At 67.9% G+C, this 17,591-nt stretch carries 9 protein-coding genes; 6 read left to right on the plus strand and 3 right to left on the minus strand.

All coding sequences use genetic code 11. From position 1 onward, the window contains the following. The first annotated feature begins 23 nt into the window (after positions 1 to 23). From IE195_RS14975 to IE195_RS14985, 3 genes are all read left to right on the plus strand, one after another. Positions 24 to 830, plus strand: a complete 807-nt coding sequence (locus tag IE195_RS14975) for a hypothetical protein (protein WP_191271835.1) — start codon at positions 24 to 26, stop codon at positions 828 to 830. Further along, positions 827 to 2,710 carry a hypothetical protein gene (locus IE195_RS14980; RefSeq protein WP_191271837.1) on the plus strand — a complete coding sequence of 628 codons (1,884 nt, stop codon included), beginning with the start codon at positions 827 to 829 and terminating at the stop codon, positions 2,708 to 2,710. The genes IE195_RS14975 and IE195_RS14980 overlap by 4 nt, the downstream gene beginning before the upstream one ends. Positions 2,711 to 2,946: 236 nt before the next feature. Further along, the gene (locus IE195_RS14985) at positions 2,947 to 3,438 is read left to right on the plus strand and encodes a hypothetical protein (protein WP_191271840.1); all 492 of its coding nucleotides are present in this window, start codon (positions 2,947 to 2,949) and stop codon (positions 3,436 to 3,438) included. A gap of 70 nt (positions 3,439 to 3,508) precedes the next feature. On the opposite strand, the gene IE195_RS14990 is transcribed toward IE195_RS14985, so the two are convergent. Continuing rightward, entirely contained in the window at positions 3,509 to 5,116 is a 1,608-nt protein-coding gene (locus IE195_RS14990; protein WP_191271842.1) for a serine/threonine-protein kinase, read from the minus strand. Between the two features lie 172 nt (positions 5,117 to 5,288). Here IE195_RS14990 and IE195_RS14995 point away from each other — a divergent pair, with 172 nt between their 5' ends. The 3 genes from IE195_RS14995 to IE195_RS15005 all read left to right on the plus strand — a co-directional run bounded on the left by IE195_RS14995 (position 5,289) and on the right by IE195_RS15005 (position 8,466). Further along, complete coding sequence (locus IE195_RS14995) at positions 5,289 to 6,410, plus strand: hypothetical protein (RefSeq protein ID WP_191271844.1); 1,122 nt, start codon at positions 5,289 to 5,291, stop codon at positions 6,408 to 6,410. A 116-nt stretch (positions 6,411 to 6,526) separates the two neighbouring features. Next, entirely contained in the window at positions 6,527 to 8,230 is a 1,704-nt protein-coding gene (locus IE195_RS15000; protein ID WP_191271846.1) for a serine/threonine-protein kinase, read from the plus strand. Next, the gene (locus IE195_RS15005) at positions 8,197 to 8,466 is read left to right on the plus strand and encodes a hypothetical protein (RefSeq protein WP_191271848.1); all 270 of its coding nucleotides are present in this window, start codon (positions 8,197 to 8,199) and stop codon (positions 8,464 to 8,466) included. Before IE195_RS15000 ends, IE195_RS15005 begins: the two co-directional genes overlap by 34 nt. A 70-nt stretch (positions 8,467 to 8,536) precedes the next feature. Here IE195_RS15005 and IE195_RS15010 read toward each other — a convergent pair whose 3' ends face one another. Both IE195_RS15010 and IE195_RS15015 read right to left on the minus strand, forming a co-directional pair. Beyond that, positions 8,537 to 10,921, minus strand: a complete 2,385-nt coding sequence (locus tag IE195_RS15010; protein WP_191271850.1) for a UvrD-helicase domain-containing protein — start codon at positions 10,919 to 10,921, stop codon at positions 8,537 to 8,539. Continuing rightward, positions 10,918 to 17,589, minus strand: coding sequence for a DEAD/DEAH box helicase (locus IE195_RS15015; protein WP_191271853.1), 6,672 nt, complete (start codon positions 17,587 to 17,589; stop codon positions 10,918 to 10,920). Before IE195_RS15015 ends, IE195_RS15010 begins: the two co-directional genes overlap by 4 nt. Positions 17,590 to 17,591: the final 2 nt, after the last annotated feature.

Raw genomic sequence — 17,591 nt, forward strand, 5'->3', positions numbered from 1 at the left:
GGGGTCCGAACGATGCTTTGAACATGAACGAAATCAGCATGTTCGGAGGGGGAGCGATGTCGCTCTGGAACTCCCAGAAACTGAACCCCTACCGTGCCGTGGTCGCGGTGGACGCCCGGGATTTCAGTTCCCTCGACAGCGACGGCATGGCAGTGGTGAACGAGGACGTCCTGCTCCTCCTGAGCAAGGCCATGTCCGCTGTCGGGCTCGATTCCTGGGAGGAACGCTACTTTGGCCAGCACACCGGTGACGGATACGTGGCGGGTGTCGGCCCGGAACACCTGCCAGCGCTGGTGAGCTGCCTTCCCCGTGCGCTGAACGACATGCTCCGGGGCCACCCGCGCCCTGACGGCCGACCGCTCCAACTTCGCCTCAGCGTGCATGTCGGACCGCTCCCCGACAGCGGTATCGGAGACCCCATGGTGGAGACGCACCGATTGCTGGACGACGACCGGCTTCGAGGTCTACTCGCCCGCGCCACCCCGGAACTGACCTCGCTGGCCATGATCGTCTCCGAACGGGCCTACGAGGACGTCTTCCGTAGTGGCGGTGCCACCAACGGAGCCAGGGCGGAGGAGTTCGCCCACTGCCTGGTGCGGGTGAAGTCCTTCGAGAAGCCCGCCTGGGTGCACGTCCCCGGACTCGACTGGGGTCTGGCCGACCCGGAACTTCTACTCACCGAGCAGGCGCACACCGATGCGCCCTCGGAGCAGGCGGAGTCCTATCAGCTCTCGGCCTCCAAGTTCAGTGCCAGGGGCAACGGCACCATCGTCCAGACCGAGCACTTCACCAACCACAGCATCAACAACCACGCCGGAGGCGGGCGATGATCGAGAACAGGATGGAAGTGCACCCCGGAGCAACAGGCGTCCAGGCCGGCGACGCACACTTCTACGGTGAGCAGTACATCGCTCCCGAGGTTGTCCCGCAGGACGACCTGAGAGCTTCGGGCCCCGATTTCATCGAACCCAGCGAGACAGCGCAGTGGCACGAGGCCCAAACCGCGCTGCGGCGCCACGGCCTCGTCGTGCTGGTGGATGCGATCGGCAGCGGCCGTGAAATCCTGGGGCTGCGTCTCCTGCAGACAGTGGTCCGGCCGAGCAGCCTCTATCGTTTGGACCCTGACTGGTCGAAACCCAAGACCAGGTATCTTCCGCAGCGTCCGGGGCAGGGAGGCATTCTGGACCTGTCCTTCGCCACCTTGGAGTTGCCGGACGAAGACTTCGGGCGACACTTGATCGACTACGGAGCAGAGAGCCTCCAGCGCGGACAGTACACCGTGGTCCTCTCAACACCTCAGCTCTGGGAAGGCTCCCTGGCCCGCACGACCCAAAAGGTCACGTTCCAGTTCGGCAGCCCTGACCCCACGACACTCATCACGCAGGACCTCAAGCGCCGCAATCGTGGGGAGCGAGTCGACTGGTTGTCCGAGCGTGGCGTCGCTGCGATCATCTCGTCCCGGCCGCGACCGTCGGACGCCCTTCGGCTCTCCGAAATCATCTCCGATTCCTCGGACAAGGAGGACCTGGCGGCAAAGCTGGGTGAGTTCACCGGGTGGCGCGAGTACATCGAGGACAGACTGCTCTACCCGGCGGAGATCAAGCACGCACCGGACCCGCTCACCACCCGTACTGTGCTCTGGTCGACGGCCCTGCTCGACAGGGCCCCGGACCGAGCCGTGGTAGCCAGCTCCAACCTCTTTCTCCAGCACCTGGGGGTAAAGCGAACTCCCGCTGTGCTGGCCCAGGAACCGACCCTGGGGAAGAAGATGCAGGCTGCGCACGTGCCCCACGAGAACGGGGCGGTGAATCTCAGCAAAGACCACGCGAAGTTGGATCTGGCTGTACTCCGCCATCTCCTGAAGGAGTTCCCGGAGATTCGGGATCAGGTCCTGGACTGGATCGAAGAGGTGTTCACACTCGGGATCCTGCCCAAGGGCGACGTCAAACAGGCAATGGAACGAGTCGTCCACCTGGCATGCGAGCACACCGAAACAGAACTGTTGCGCACAATCACCACGGACCTGTCCGAAGCACGGCGCTCCATCGCGATTCAGGTATTGACGGAGGCGGCGCTCAGCTCCGGGCACGGAGCCTACGTGCGCAACCAACTGTATCGCTGGGTCAAGGGAAAGCCGAGCAAGAACGTTCTGTCCCTTGTCACCGGCATCTGCGGAGGTGAACTGGGTACTCGCAGGCCGGAGATCGCGCTCATCCGGCTCAGGCTGATTGCCGAGAACGACCAGCACGATTCGACCGAGTTGGCCAAGGCCCTGGCCAACCTGGCCAGGACCGAGTCCGACCTGGTTTTCAGCACTCTGCGTTCCTGGCTTTCGAAGGCAGAGCTCCAAGCTGCGGGCCGCGCTGCATTCCTGTCCCTGGCCGGCAGTTCCGCGGGACGAACTCTCCTTCTCGGGCCGAACGGGGAACGCTTGCATTCGGCCGAGGACCGGACCTGGCTCGTGCAGACCTGGAGCAGGGCAGTGGAGGGGCACGACCTGCAGTCACCCGCGGGTCGCGCTTTCGCGGAGTGGTCGGAGCTGGTCAGCCAGGGCGAGCTTCCCGCGGAGACCCAACAGTTGCTGGCTGAGGTGTTCAGGCGCGAACAGGATTCGATGATGTACCAGTACATCGCGAAGGACACGCCAGGGAGTCGAGGCCTGCTGAAGTTCATCACGGCCACCCCGAACGGGGAGGCCCTGTCCGAGTGACCGCATTCCGAAATCGTCGGCAAGGACGGGTGCGCCTGAGTTCCGCGCTGCCTTCGGGGGTTCCCGGTGTGGACCTCCGTATGCGCGGAACCGGCTGGTACCGCTGCGGTACGCACAAGCTATCCCGGTCCGAACGGGCGGTGGCCCGCGCCGCGACCATTGTCGCCGTGCAGGGGATCGCAGAGCGGGTCGAGCATCGTTCGTTCCCTGACATCGACCGCGATCTACAGGAGAGGGTGACTCTGGCATTGGCCTCCTGGCAGCGGGCCCTGCCCACGATCCACCCTGACCTGAGCGTCTGCGCACGAGTGCGGCTACACCTCAGCACGGCGGGCAGGAAACAACTGGCGGAGTACACTACCGAGCGCCGCCGCGCGCACATCGAACGTGCGGTGCTCAGTGACCGAGCCGCACACCTGCGCAGACATGTCCTCCAGGACGCGGACACCGCACGTGCGTGGTGGTTGGAGCGGCAGGGCGGTTCGATCGGGTCCTGGGAACAGTTCAACAGCATCATCCTCCCCCTGGTGCAAAAGCAGGACGATCCACAGAGCAGGTACACGCGAGCCGCTTCCCTCTTCTCCTCGCTCATCGAGCGAATGGAGACTGACGAGACTCGGTTCCAGGCCTTCCTCAACCTGGCTCGCGCTCTTGTCGACCAGATGAACTGGCAGGACCTGGTCAACGAGCCGGACGAACCCCCCGACCACAACTCCGACTCCGGGTGACGGTTTCAATATCCGTGCGTCTCACCGATTAACGCAACGGATGGGTCCGCAACCCTGGGTTCTTCGAGTCTCACGGTGTGAACATCTCGACGATCCGGGTAATGCGGCCCACGCCGTTGACGTTGACGGTGTAGGTCACTTCGGCGACGAGCCAGATATTGCGCGGATCCGCGTCGTCACGCGACAGCTGCTCTTCGAAGTGGCTCATGATGTCCTCCGGTTTAGCGGGTGTGGTGCCGAACCCGTGGGGGTCGAGCCCACCCGCTGTGTCCTGGCAGAAGACCCAGGCACACAGCACTTCGGCGTCGTCGGTGATCCTCGCCCACAGTGGGTCGAACTCGTAGAGGTCAACACCGGGTTCACCACTGATCGGGTCGATGTTGTCCGGGTCGCCTTCGGGGTCATAGGGGTGAAGGCCGATGACGAACCCACCCTCAGGCCGAATCCGGCTGATATCCAGGGGTTCCGCCCCCGGGCCGATCCGAGCCTGCGCCACGATGTACTCGGGGTTGCCCACTTCGCTCTCCGGCATGTCCTCCTCGACCTGCGTGCCGCTCTGGCCTTCCGGGCCTGTGGGGTCACCGTCCAGAGCAGCCCGACGTTCCGTTCCCAACCACCAGGCGGTGGACACCACCAGGACCAGGAGCGCTATCGCCCCTGCCGCGAGTGCGAGGGGACGTCCGCTACGGGCTCGTCCGCGTGCCGTCGTGCCCGAAGGGGGCACAGCCTCGTACAGCCGCGTGGGTGCGTCGGAGATCAAGGGCCACTGGTTGCCGATCACACGGGTGAGGATTTCCGTGGGCTGTTCCAGGACATCTGTGTCACAGCCCATCTGCAAACCCGCCACTGTGGTGAGCAGCTCTGCCGCCGTGGGGCGACCGTCAGCGTCCTTGGACAGTGCCCGCCTCACCACGTCGGCCAGCGGGCCATCGAACCCAGCCAGATCCGGCTCCTCTCGCAGGACCCGGAAGGCGACGGCATCAGGAGCACCGGTACCGAACGGCGGTCGGCCCGTGGCGGCGAACGCCACCAGACACCCCCAGGCGAACACGTCGTCCGTGTAGGTGGGCGGCAATCCTCGGTAGTGCTGCGGGCTGATCCAGCCCGCGGTACCCACCAGGGAACCGGTTCGGGTCAACGCGGTCTCGTCGACGGCACGGGCGATACCGAAATCGAGCACCCTTGGCCCATCAGACGAGAGGATCACGTTGGCCGGTTTGAGGTCGCGGTGGGCGACTCCGTGCTCGTGGATACGGCTGAGGGCCTCGGCCACACCCAGCGCGAGACCGTTCACCGTGGAAGGGTCCAGCGGCCCCTCCCACCTGACATGGTCAGCAAGGGTGGGCCCTTGGATCAGGGGCGTGACGAGCCATGGACGGAGGGCCCGGACATCGGCGTCCAGAACCGGGACCACGCAGGTACCACCGACTCTCCTGAGCAGGTCGACCTCGCGAGCGAAGCGTGCGCGGAACTCGGGGTTCGCCGCGAGTTCAGCGTGCACGGTCTTGATCGCCACCGCACCGCCGTTCGGAGCGATACCGGCGTACACCACCCCCATACCACCAGCGCCCAATCTCGCCACCAGCCGATACGGCCCAATGCTTCGTGGAGCGTTGGGGGACAGTTCTGTTGCGGTCGCAGGTAGTCGCAACTGAAGAACGGTGCTCTGGTCCGTCATTTCCTTTTGTGTCCGGTTCGCTCAGGGGGTGTCGACGCGACGCCAACGCTAACAGCCACCGTTGTCCCGAGCACCGTGATCCCGGTACCGGCGCTCGGGTGTGGGCAGCCGAATTGAGCCGTTGTGTTCGTGTCTGGTGTACTTCTCCGGACACCCTCTCCGGAAAGGTCCCATGCAGACCTACATGCCCTCACGTCCGGGTCGAGACCGTGCGCTCTGGTTCTCCCAGGTCTGCACCGGCATCCTCGGGGACACGGCGGACCACCCCGCCATGCTTACCGAAGGCTTCAGAACCGACCTCGGGGACGTACATCTCCTGCGTGGCGTGATTGTGGCCAGGATCGGCCAACTTCTCCTGAAAGGTGATCCGCCGTCTTCGGTCGCGGAGTGGGTGCGCTCCAGCGAAGTTTTCCGGGCCCCACCTCCGACCCAGAAATCAACGGAGGCACTGGTCCGTCATGTCCAAGGACGTATCGCTGGAGGCGGGCTCTGGGACGGGACCAACCCATGGCAGCTGGAGGTTCGGTTGTGGGACCTCGAAGGCCTTTCAGAAGCGCTCCTGGAGTACTGGGCTACCCAACGCAGCGCTGTCGTGCCCCTTCAACGGCTGCGCCATGAACTTTCCGGTTGCTGGGGTGTCGAAGACTCTCGGATCCTCGACAGGACACCGGGCGATCTCACGAACTACGAACGTTCCCTGGCAGCAATGCCTCATGGAGACCGGATGTTCGCCAACGAGTGTCTCAACGTGTACATGTTTTACCTGCCACGGAACTCCCGCCTCCGTTTGGAGGAGACCGGGCCCGGAACCTGGGGGCCGTTTCCCTGGTGGTCGGTGGTCGTCGAAGGTCCCCAGCAGGTGGAATCGGCTCAGAAGGTCCTGGCACGGCGAAACCATCCGTTGACTTGCCACGTTCCCGAGTCCAAGGCCGCGCCATTGGTCCTTTCTCTGGACGCGCCGATGCTGGCCTCGACCAGGGTGGTATCGGAGTTCTGGTTCTACCCGCGCCTGGCACGTGAACTGTGCCAGTTACTGATCATCGCGCACCGCGGTTCGATCGCCGTCGAGTTCTGCGAGCGATCCACAGAAGATGAATGGGAAGACGACCTGACCTCCTTGGGTGTCTATCTCCTCGATCTATCCACCGAGCAGGCGCGCGTCATCGAGTCTTGGGCGACCGGGCGTCTGTGCGAACTCCTACCAACGCCCCCTGTCGAACCAGGCGAGCCCATGTCTCTGGTCTTGCCCCAGTTCCTGACTACCTCGAAGGACATCGACCCCTGGGACCTGTAACCACTCCTGGTTCAACACCTGACAGCTCTCAGCGAGGCGCCCCCACATAGGATCTGTTTCGGAAACGGAGTCAACGGCCGCCCCCTTCCGTGTCCCCGACCCTGGAAAGGCATCCCGTGACCAATCTCCCTGCCTGGTTGCCCCGCGAAGTCGGTGGTTATCACCTGTCCGACCACCTGGGAAGTGGTGGTTTCGGGGATGTCTACCGCGGTGTGGGTGAGTCCGGTCAACAGGCTGCGATCAAGTTCCTGCATGCCCGGTTCACCCAGGACGGCGACGTCCGGCGGCGTTTTACCCGGGAGATCGAGCAGCTGCGCAAGGTTAGCCCCTTCTGCATCGCCCCCGTCCTGGACGCGAACCCAGACAGTCAGACCCCGTGGATCGCGACCGAGTACATCAACGGCCCCACACTGCGAGAGGCTGTGCGCGAGAACGGGCCCCACGGCGGCGCCGAACTTCAGCGTCTGGCGGTGAACACGGCTGTTGCGCTCACCGCCATCCATGCCGCCGGAGTGCTCCACCGAGACCTGAAACCCGAGAACATCCTTCTCGCCCCGGATGGCCCCCGCGTCATTGATTTCGGCATCTCCCGCGCTTTGGAATCAATCTCTGTGATCGCCAGCGCCAAGATGGGCACGCGCGGTTACATGGCGCCCGAGCAGCTGACCGACCTCACCCTGACCCCGGCGGTGGACATCTTCGCCTGGGGAGCTCTGATCACCTTCGCCGCGACCGGCAAGGAAGCCTACCCAGCTCATAACGAAGCCGCATGGCTCGCGCGGCTTCTGTCTGGAGAACCTGATCTGACGGGTTTGGCCGAGCCGCTCCTCGAGATCGTCCGCGCTTGTCTGAGCAAGGATCCGAGTCAGCGTCCAACCGCCCAGGAACTCCTGGCCCAGACGACCACGATGTCTCTGCCGATCACCCGTCAGATTGGGGCGGTCGGGCAGCTCTCCCCCATCCCGCCGACCAAGGTGGCCATGGAGGAGGATGCGGCGGATGACTGGTACGACAGCGATGTGTGGGGCGACCTGTTCGAACCCACTTCCACGGACGCTGACGGCACGGCAGACACGGAAGTCCCTCTACCAGAGCATTTCCTGGCCCACATCCTGGCCAGAACCGTGACCGACCTGGTCCGGGCTGGTCTGACGTCGGTCCGTGCCAGCTTGATCGCCGATACTCGCTACCTGTACCTGAAGGACATCGAGCTTCCCGAAGACGTCAGTTTCGTCCGGGAGCTGGGTTGGGCCGGACTCTCAGCCCCTGAGGGCGGTGGCCTGTTGGTTCAGGTCGAACCGGATCGCTGGCGTCCCACTGATCAGATACTCGAGGAAGCAAAAGAACCCGTCCCCCAGGACATCTGGACAGTCGCCACCATTCATGCCGACGAACTACGGCAGGTGGCCGAGGCAGCCTTGGCTGAGGGTGAGCTGGAGATCGCCGAAGACTTCCTGCTCCAGGCATCCAATGGAGGAGATGCGACCTGTTCACTGATACTCGGCGTGATCCACTCACGCCGCGGTGACTTTGGGTTCGCGGAATCGCTTCTCCGCGACATTCACGAGTACGACGGACTTCCCGAGGCCGATTACGAACTCGGGTGGCTTCTACTCGTCACCGGCAGGAGCAGCGAGGCGGTGCAGAGGCTCCAGAACGCCGCTGAGGGCGGGTTCCACCGAGCACTAACGCTTCTTGGCATTCACTGGGATCGCTGGGTGAGGATGGAGAACAGAAACAGGACCAGTGGCTGCGCAAGGCCGCCAAGACCGGGGACGCACCCGGCATGCTGCTCTTGTCGTATGAAAAATCATCCCTGACATTCCCGTATACCAGCCGCCAATGGTACGACCGAGCTCTATCCGTCGCGGGAAGCGATGTCTTCGTCGAGGCCGGCGACCTCTACCGAGCCATCGCCCCGGGTTTCGCCGAGTACCTGTACGAAGAGGGGGTCGAGGCGGGGGACCCGACTGCCAAAGAACGATTGGCTGAGCTCCCTTCCTACGCCGAACGGCTCAAGATGAACCTGGAGTTCTTCAACGGCGCTAGAAAGTGACCTCCCCGAACGCTGATCGGCCCCGGCCTTTCTTCGGGGAGCCGGGGCCGGACGTTCTCCAGTAGGCCGCCTACAGCAGGGCGTTCGGGGGTTTGAACAGGCCGCCGTCCTCGAAGCCCTCCTCCGCGGGTTCGGGAGCCGGCGTGCTCTTCTCCGCCTGCGCGACCTGCTTCGGCAGGAAGCGGCTGGGCTCACCGTGCCAGGACACCACCAGCGAGTCCCTGGCCCGGGTGGCGGCGACGAACAGCAGCGAACGGGCCATCTGGAGTTCGCGCCGGTACCGGGCCGGGTCGCTGTCCTCGTACCGGTCCACGTTGGCGTTGGGCACCAGGCCGTCGGTGACACCGGCGACGATCATGTGCTGGTACTCCAGCCCCTTGTACCGGTGCAGGGTCCCCACGTGGACGGACTCCTCGTGGCCGGAGGGCGGCCCTTCGGGGCCCAGCGACGCGGCGCTGATCCCGACGCGGACGAGTTCGCGCTCGACCTCGCCGACCATGTCCCGGACGGGAACCGCCACCGCGACGGACGCGAACTTCCCCTCGGCCCGGGCCTGCTCCCTGATCGCTCCGATCCTGGCGACCAGGGCGTCGATCTCGGCCGCCCAGGTGTCGACTCCGTGGAAGAATGGCCGGGGCCCGCGTAGTACTGAGCGGTAGCCGCGGAGCGTGTCGGTGCCCTCGTCGAGGTCGTCCCAGGTCTCCTCGCCCAGCAGGCCCAGGGCGGAACCGAGGATCTCGCGCGTGGTGCGGTAGCTGAGGGTCAGGCGCGCGGAGCGGCCGACGATGTTGATGCCGAGGCTGCCCAGGGACACCTGGTTGCCGTAGATCCGCTGGTGGGTGTCGCCCACAAGGAAGATGTCGTTGTCGGTGTGGTCGACCATCGCGCGCAGGAGGGTCCAGTGGGCGGGGTTGAGGTCCTGGGCCTCGTCCACGACCACGTGCTCGTACCGGAATCGCAGGTTAGCGAAGGACTGGTCCTGGTGGTGGAGCATCTGCCCGCCGGCGTTGGCCTCGCGCTCGCGGTTCGCGGCGATCTTGGCGGCGCGGTCGCCCTCCACCCGGGCAGCCGCCTCGGCGACCTGGCGGAAGGTCCAGACCCCCCGTTCCTCCAGACGCATGGTGAACCGCTCCACCAGCTGCCAGATATCGGCCCGTTGGGCGCGGCTCACCCGCTGTCCGCGCCCGGCCCGGCGGGCCCGGAAGTACTCGCCGCGGGTGCGCACGCTCTGGCCCAGGATGACCTGGCTCCACTCGGCGTTGAGGAAGTCGGCGTCCCAGGTGCGCTCATTGAGTTCGGTGAGCATGTCCTGCCACTCCCGCGCGGCCTGCTGGTCGTTGATGGTGCGGCGGCGCTGGCGGCCCTGACCGCTCTCGCTGACGATGCGGGAGGCGAGCTGGTCGATGTTGACGACGTCGACCCGGTCCAGGAGCTGCTGTCCGCCGAGGTCGAGCAGGCGGCGGCGCAGGTCCGCGGCGAGGTTCTTGTTGAAGGTGGTGAGCAGCACGGGCTTGGTGTAGCCGGGGCCCAGCCGGTCCACCAGGTGCTTCACCCGGTGCAGGGCGACGATGGTCTTGCCGGTGCCGGGACCGCCGCTGACCCGGGCCGGGCCCTTGTACCTGCGGTTGACGAGCCTGCGCTGGGTGGGGTGCAGGAACACCTTCCACGCCGCGAAGTCGTCTTCCAGGACCTGCTGGAGGTCGGTGTCGTAGGTGGTGACACGGGTGGCGGGGCGGGTGAAGGCGGTGTCGTAGTCGGTGGTGTCGACGGGCTCGGGGGCGGCGACCGGGCGGGTGACCTCCTCCATGACCTCGTCGAACCCGCGTCCGTCGGCGAGGGCGAGCAGGACCTCCTCGGTGTGCCGGGGGGCGTACTCGACCAGGCCGAGGAGCCTGCTCTCGGTGGTGATGGTCAGGGCGAGGGAGACCAGACCGTCGGCCACGCCGAGCTCGCGCAGCTGGTCCTCGGTGTAGTCGGCCAGCAGCGGACGAGGGGACTCGGGTGCGGGGCCGGTCTGATCCGGGCCGGATGCGGCCTCGGCCGGTACCGGTTCGGCCTCCGGCTGCGGGGCGGGGACCTGTTCCGGGGCGGGGGGCTCAGTTCCGGTCGCCTCCTCCGAGGCCACCACGTCGAAGATCTCCAGGGCGCCGGTCACCTGGTTGATGTCGAAGCGGTACCGCTCCAGGTGCTCGTACACCTGCCCGCGCGGGCGCAGGGCGACCAGGATGTAGTCCTGGTTCCCGGCGTGGAAGAGGATCGCGCGGTACTCCCCCACGCGAGCCGAGAACAGCCGCTCGCCCTTGAGCTGCTTGAACCCGTTCGTGGGGTTGGTGGGGTTCTCCCGGAACTTGTACTGGAAGTCGTACAGAGCCCCCTTGACGTTGCGGGGGAGCTTACGGATCTCCTTGTCGGCCTTGTCCAACAGCCGCAGTGTGGCCTTGTCCTGCATGCTCATCCCTTCGCGCTCGTCGTGTCGTCATCGCCGCCGGCGGGGTCGCGCCCGTCGGTCGCGTTCTCTCCGCCTGCGGTGAGGATCCGCGCCAGCTCGGACACCTCCCACTGGTCGGCCTCCCGAACGTGCCAGCCCGCCTCGGTGTAGGCGGCCTCGCCCCTGGCCTTGTCCTCGGCGTTGCCGATGAGCTCGGAGGAGAGCACGACGGCCACCTTGTGGTCGGGCCAGGCGAGTTCGGCGGGCCACATGCCCGCCCCCAGCTCGTAGCCGACCTCGGGCGCGGGGATACCGCGCCGCCGAAGCTCCCCGGCCAGGGTCTCTAGTCCGGGCTCGTCCGGCTCCATCAGCTCCGACACCTGAACCCACGCGGGGTCGACGGTGACGTCCAGGGTGTGTTCGGAGTGCTCCGGCCCGGAGGCGGTCTTCTCGGAGGCCATGGTGTCGAGCAGGGTGACCAGCCCTCGCTCGAGGTCGCTGGTGAGCACCCGGGTGCTGGTGAGGGTGTCCCCGAAGAGCTCCGTCACCTCTGTCGGGTTCATCGGCTCCAGGGCCAGGGTGCTGTCGAGGCCGTCGCCGCCCACCGCGGACAGCACCGACACGTCCAGGGCGTTGAGGGCGCTGAGCGCGAACTGGCCGCCGTCGCCGCCCTCGTGCGTGAGGAACTGGACCAGGTTGCCCCAGTACAGCCAGGCCTTCCAGCGGCGCTTGTGGTCGTCGCCGCCGCCCGCCAGGGTCTCCTCGCGGTCGTCCAGAACCGTGAAGGCGCTGACCGTGCGCTCGGCCTGGTTGGCGACGAGCACCAGTCGGCATCCGGCGTCGTCGGTGCTGCGGATCAGGACGCAGCCCGTGCCCCCGACCGGCCCGGGCAGGCGGTCGCCGCGCAGGGCGGAGGTGACGTGCGGTGCGATTTCGACGGCTCCGCCACCGGTCTTCTCGGCCCCGCTGGTCCGCATGATCCCGGTGACGGCCGCCTGGGACCGCTGGGTCCAGCGCAGGGGGTCGGGATCGCCCAGGTAGGCGAACAGGGTCTCGGCGGGGCTGTTCCAGACCGTCGTGTCGAGCTCCTTCGGGTCACCGCCCTGCTGCCCGTAGGACTGTTGGGCCTGCATGCGCCCGTTGGGACCGTAGGGCAGCCAGGCGGGGTGCGGGACCTTCTTGCCGTCCAGGTGGTCGAGGTCGTCCCAGTTGAGTTGGAAGACGGTGATGCCGTGGGCGCGCAGCCGGGCGCGCTTGTCGGCGTCGTCGGCGATCCGGTTGTGCTGGGACGAGGCGTGGTAAGAGTAGCCGTCCAGGTAGAGGGCGACCTGGTCGCGGCTGGTGTCGAGGCGGCGGAAGACCACGTCGGGGCGGGTGCCCTTGATGGTGTTCTGGAACAGCACCTCCCAGCCGATGACCTTCCCGTCATCGCCGATGAGGCGCAGAACGGCGCTGCGCCGGCAGTTGACCTTGCCGCCCAGTTCGAAGGAGCGGCCGGAGCCGGGGGTCTTGGCCCAGCGCTGGAGGGCCTGGAGGAAGCGGGCCTCCAGTTCGCTCTCGACCTGGTCCCACAGGGAGATGTCGTCGGTGCGGGCGATGCTGTCGGTCGCCCAGTCCTCCAACAGGTCCGTGAGCATCTCCTCAGACAGCGCCCGGTCGGCGTGCGGGAACTCGCGGTCACTGACGTGGGCGAGCAGGCATCGGTGGCAGGCGGCCCGGCCCTCGTCGGCCTGGCAACGGCAGTGCGCGACGACCTCGCGGGCGGCGGCGAGGATCTCCCGGATGCCCTCGGCTCCGGAGCGGGGGTTCAGGTAGCCGCTGCCGCCGGGCAGGGTGTCGTGGATGACCAGGTAGCGCCGCTGGTGACCGGTCTCGTGGTCGGGCATGGCCGCGATGGTGGCGGACAGGTGGTCCAGGGCCCCGCCGTAGACGCGGGCGAGCCCGGCCATGAGCGCGGCCTTGAAGCTGATGATGCGCTCGGCGGTGTGCACGGTGGCCACGGGCAGCAGGATGCGCAGGGCCTCGGTACGCAGCGAGTGCGCGAGCACGATTTTCTCGTGCTCCACCTGGTCGCCGCGGCGCTGCGGGCACCAGGGGCGGTGGTAGCTGCGACCGGAGTCGTAGGAGCTGCCGAGGACGTTGCTGACGGCGTTGACGGGTTCGTCGAGGGTGGCGCCGCCGCAGGCCCGGCACACCTGGAACGGGGTGGGGGTGACCTCGTTCCCGGCGAAGGTGACGGTGGCGGGCCGGTTCATCCGCAGGGCTCCGAGGTTGAACCGGCGGATGACCGCCTCCCGGGTGAACTCCACGCCGAACACCCGGCCGGTGTGGCGCCAGGCTCCGGGGGCGATGGACTCCTCGGGGATGTCCACGGCGGTGGCGGTCTCGTAGAAGACGCGCTGGCGTTCGTCGTGCTCGTCCCGGATGAGGGCGTCGTCGCGGCGGTCGCGCGCGTACACCCGGGTGGGTTCGAGGACCCGGTACAGGCTGCCGCGGTCGGCGATGACGGCGCTGGAGCAGCGGGGGCAGGGCGAGGTGTCCGTGGCGGCGTCGTGGGTGCGCACGTACCCGCAGGCGGGGCAGACCCGCCAGTCCCGCCAGGCGGGCCGGTGCATCGAGCCGATGTCGAGGCCGTCGACGGTGTGCCGGTAGCCGCGCACGTAGTAGTGGTTGCCGGGCGCGAGCTCGGTGAGGGCCCGGGCGGTGGGGCGCTTGTACTCGCGGACCTCGCTGTGGAACCTGGAGTCGCTGTCGGCGCCGCGTTCCTCCCAGGTGAGGGTGGCCTCCAGTTCGGTGGCGCTGTCCACGAGGGAGTAGTTGGGCAGTACGCCGAGGTCGACCAGGGCGCTGTGGGCGCTGGTACGGCCGATCTCGCCGATGCGCCTGCGCACGGCGTTGCGTTCGGCCTGGAGTGCACGTTTGCGTCGCTTCTGCTCCGGGTCGGACTCAATGAGGGCGTCGATGGAGCGGCCGACGGTCTCCGCCCGCTCCCGCAGGTCGGCGAGGCGGGCCGCCCAGGTCTCCTCGGCCCGGGTGACGGTCTCCTTGAGGCCGACGGTGGCGTAGTGGCGCAGCTGGCCCGCGGCGACGTCGTCCACGTCCTGCCCGGCTCCGGTGAACAGGTCGAGGAAGCCGGAGACGAGGCGGTCGCCGTGCGCGAGGGCGCTCTCGGTGAACCCCGGGAGCCAGCCGAGGTCGCCGAAGAGGTCGTCGGCGCGGCCGGGCAGCGCCGGAACCCCGGGCAGGTCACCGCGGGCGGCGAGGTCGAGCAGGCGCGCGGCGTACTGGCGGCGCAGGATCTCCACCGCGGAGGGGAAGCTGCCGGGCGGGGCGATCTGCCCCGCGATCATGTCGAGTGGCTCCTCCAGGTAGTAGCGCTCGCGGGCGCGGCGGCCGACCAGGGTGAGCAGGAAGGCGTTGCCGGAGCGGCGCCCGGCCCGGCCGGCGCGCTGCACGTAGTTGGCCGGGCCGGTGGGCAGGGAGCCCAGGACCACGGCGTCCAGCTTGCCGATGTCGATGCCCAGTTCCAGGGTGGGGGTGGCGGAGAGGACGTTGGGGTCGGTGTAGCGGCTGCCACGCTTGAACGACTCCTCGACCCGTTCGCGCTGGGCGCGGGTGAGCTGCCCGGTGTGTTCGGCGGTGGTGATCCGGAAGGGCTGGGCCTCCCGGTACAGGCGCCGGTAGTAGTCGTGGCGGAAGCGGCGGTCCTCGTCCACGGTGAGGTGGCCGGTGCACCGGTAGCGCGGGCAGGCCACGGCGGCCCAGTCGCCGGTCTGGTCGGGGTGGGCGCTCTGGCGCCAGTTGCACACGTGGCAGCGCAGTCCGCCGGTGACCACCTGCTCGTCGTCCAGGAGTCGGACCTGGACGTGCCCGGGCGTGAGGCCGTAGACGTTGACGCCCGCGTCGGTGCCGGTGCGGGTGAGCACGCCCTCCTCGTGGAGGAGCTCCAGGAGGCGGCGCAGGTAGCGGGGCGCGGCCTCCGGTGGGAGTTTGAGACAACGCGTGGTCCAGTCCTGGTACCAGGTGCCGCGTCCGGTGACCGAGTCGAACTCGCTGCGTTCCTTGCGGTCGTCGGTGAGGAAGCGCGGGGCGGGCAGCCCTCGGGGGAAGGCGGGCATGCCGTCGGGGCGCTTGCCCCAGATGGTGCCGAAGCGTTTGGCCCCGACGTTCTTGATCCAGGGGTCGAGCCACTGGTGGCTGATCCCGCCCCGAGTGCGCAGGCGTTCGAGGAGCCCGCGCACGTAGCCGCGGAAGACCGCCGGGGAGGGGCGGCGGCCCTCGATCTGGTCTCCGCTGTGCTGGAGCAGGTCGGCGGCCAGGGCGGCGATCCGGTCGGGTTCGTCCAGCCGGACCTGGGCGGCGGCGGTCCGGGTGAGTTCGAGGGTGCGGCCCTGCCGGGAGCGCAGCCCGAACTCCAGCACGGAGGTGAAGGCCAACCGCTCCCCCACCAGGTCCCACTCCCGGGTGCCGCCGCTGCTCTCCCCCGCGAGGAGGCGGTCCATCCCAGGCAGGTCGTGCATGTCCGGTGGAACCACGCAGGCCAGGTAGGCAGGGTCCTCGGCGCGGGCGACGGTGTCGGCGATGAGGTCGTTGAGGTCGAGCGGCGCGCCGGCGGTCTCCTCGTGGTGTTCGCGCAGCCGGGCGGCGAGCAGGGCGCGGGCGGAGAAGGTGTAGGAGCGGTTGGAGACGAAGCCGGCCCGGTGGGCGGCGTCCTGCACCGAGTCGCTGAACATCAGCGTCTTGGGGGGCTCGTCGTCGTGGGCGAGCTGGCCGCCGGTGAAGAGCTCGGTGACGGAGACTGAGGCGAGCGCGGCCAGACCCGAGCCGAGGAATCGGGTGCCCTGGTCGGCGGCGCAGGCCGGGCAACGGTCGTTCTCGGCGGCCCGGAAGGAATCCTTGGTGTGCGCGATGTCGGCGAGCACGAACACGCCGTCGAGCTGACCGGCCTCGTGCTTGGCGAGGTCGGTGGCGGGGTCCACCGGACGCACGTGGTTTCCGGAGGAGCGCAGTACCAGGGTGGCGGCAGGGTTCTGCGCGGCCTCGGCGCGGCTGGCCCGGATGAGGGGCCGGACGAACTTCTTGCTGGCGATCGCGCCCCGGTACACCTTGTCCGGGTCGGTGACCAGGTCGGCCGGTGCGGACTCCTGGGAGATCGCGGCCCAGCCAGAGCGGCCGCAGTGGCGGCAGTACACGGCGGGCAGGCTGACTCGGCCCAGGTCGGAGGTGGTGGTCTCCGAGCCGAGGGCGGGCGGGGTCTCGCCGTGCCAGGCGAAGGAGGGTTTGTCGGCGACCGCGCGCAGGAGCCGGGAGACCGAGCGGACCCACAGGTGGGTCTCGATGGTCACCAAGGGGCGGTCCTTCTCGCCCTCGGGGGTGTCCGGGTGGCGGGCTGTGGAGAGCAGCGCGATGTAGCGGGCCAAGGCCTCGGCGGTGAGTTCGGGGGTGCTGCCCAGCGCGCGGCCCCAGGCGTAGGCGCCGCGTTCGGGGAGCTCGTCCAGGACCTGGGCCATGGGGGCGACCGTGCCGTCGAGGGTGCTGAGCACGGCCTTGGTGAGGATGTGCTTGCGCAGGAGGACGCCGAGCTCGCGCGGGCTGAGGTCGTCGCGGCCGGTGAACTCGGCCATGATCCGCCCCATGGCGGTGGGGTCGCCGTGCGGGTCGCGGATGGTGGCGACCTTGACCGGGTCGGGCACCGGGAGCTCATATTCGAGCTTGCCCATGAACTCGTCGATGGCCAGGCGGTCCTCGCCCACGACGGAGTCCGGGCCGAACTCGGTGCCGAAGACGGTGGAGGCGACCGCGCGGATCCGCTCGGTGGGGTCGTGGTCCTTGGCGGCGGAGGCTCCGGGGGCTTTGGGGGTTCCGAGGGTGTCGGGCCCGTCCTGGCCGAGGGTGGCGCTGGTGGCCACCGGGCAGATGTCGCCGAGCGGGTGGCCCGGGCGGGAATTGCCGGTGGCGGCGGCCAGACGACGAAGCAGCATGGCGACGTCGGTGCCCTGCGCGCCGTCGTAGGTGTGGAACTCGTCGACCACGACGTAGGTGAGGGCGGAGTCCTTCCAGAGCGGAAGGTCCTGCTCGCGCTGGAGGAGCAGGTCGAGCATCTTGTAGTTGGTGATGAGGATGTCGGGGCGCTGACGGCGGATCTGGGCTCGGGCGGTACTCACCCGCCGGTACCCGGTCTCCGGGGTGTCGCCGATGTAGAGGCCAGCGGTGACCTGGGACAGGGCCGGGTCGAGCAGAAGATCGTTGAGCCGCTGCGCCTGGTCGGTGGCGAGCGCGTTCATTGGGTAGAGCAGGACGGCCTTGATGCCGTTGTTCCCGGCAGCCCGCTCACGGCGGCAGTGGTCCAGGAGGGGAATCAGGAAGGACTCGGTCTTGCCGGAACCGGTGCCCGTGGTGATCAGGGTGGACTCGGCGGGGCTGTTGAGCGTGGAGAGGCGTTCCCATGCCTTGGCTTGGTGGAGGAACGGGCTGAAGCCGGGCGGGTGCCATTCGAGGTGATTCTGCCAGGAGTCGTCCGAGGTCCGGAAAGGCGTACGGACCCGGAGGTAGGGCCCCCGGAAGATGCCCTGAGCGGGGTCGGTGAAGAAGGCTTCGAGGCTCTCCCGGACCGGTTCGTCAGCGAGCGCGAAGGTGGTGGAGAGGTACTGGGTAATGTTCCGCTTGACCTCTGCGGCGGCGAGCGTGGGCTGCATGG

Source organism: Nocardiopsis terrae, from assembly GCF_014651695.1.
Lineage (GTDB): Bacteria > Actinomycetota > Actinomycetes > Streptosporangiales > Streptosporangiaceae > Nocardiopsis > Nocardiopsis terrae.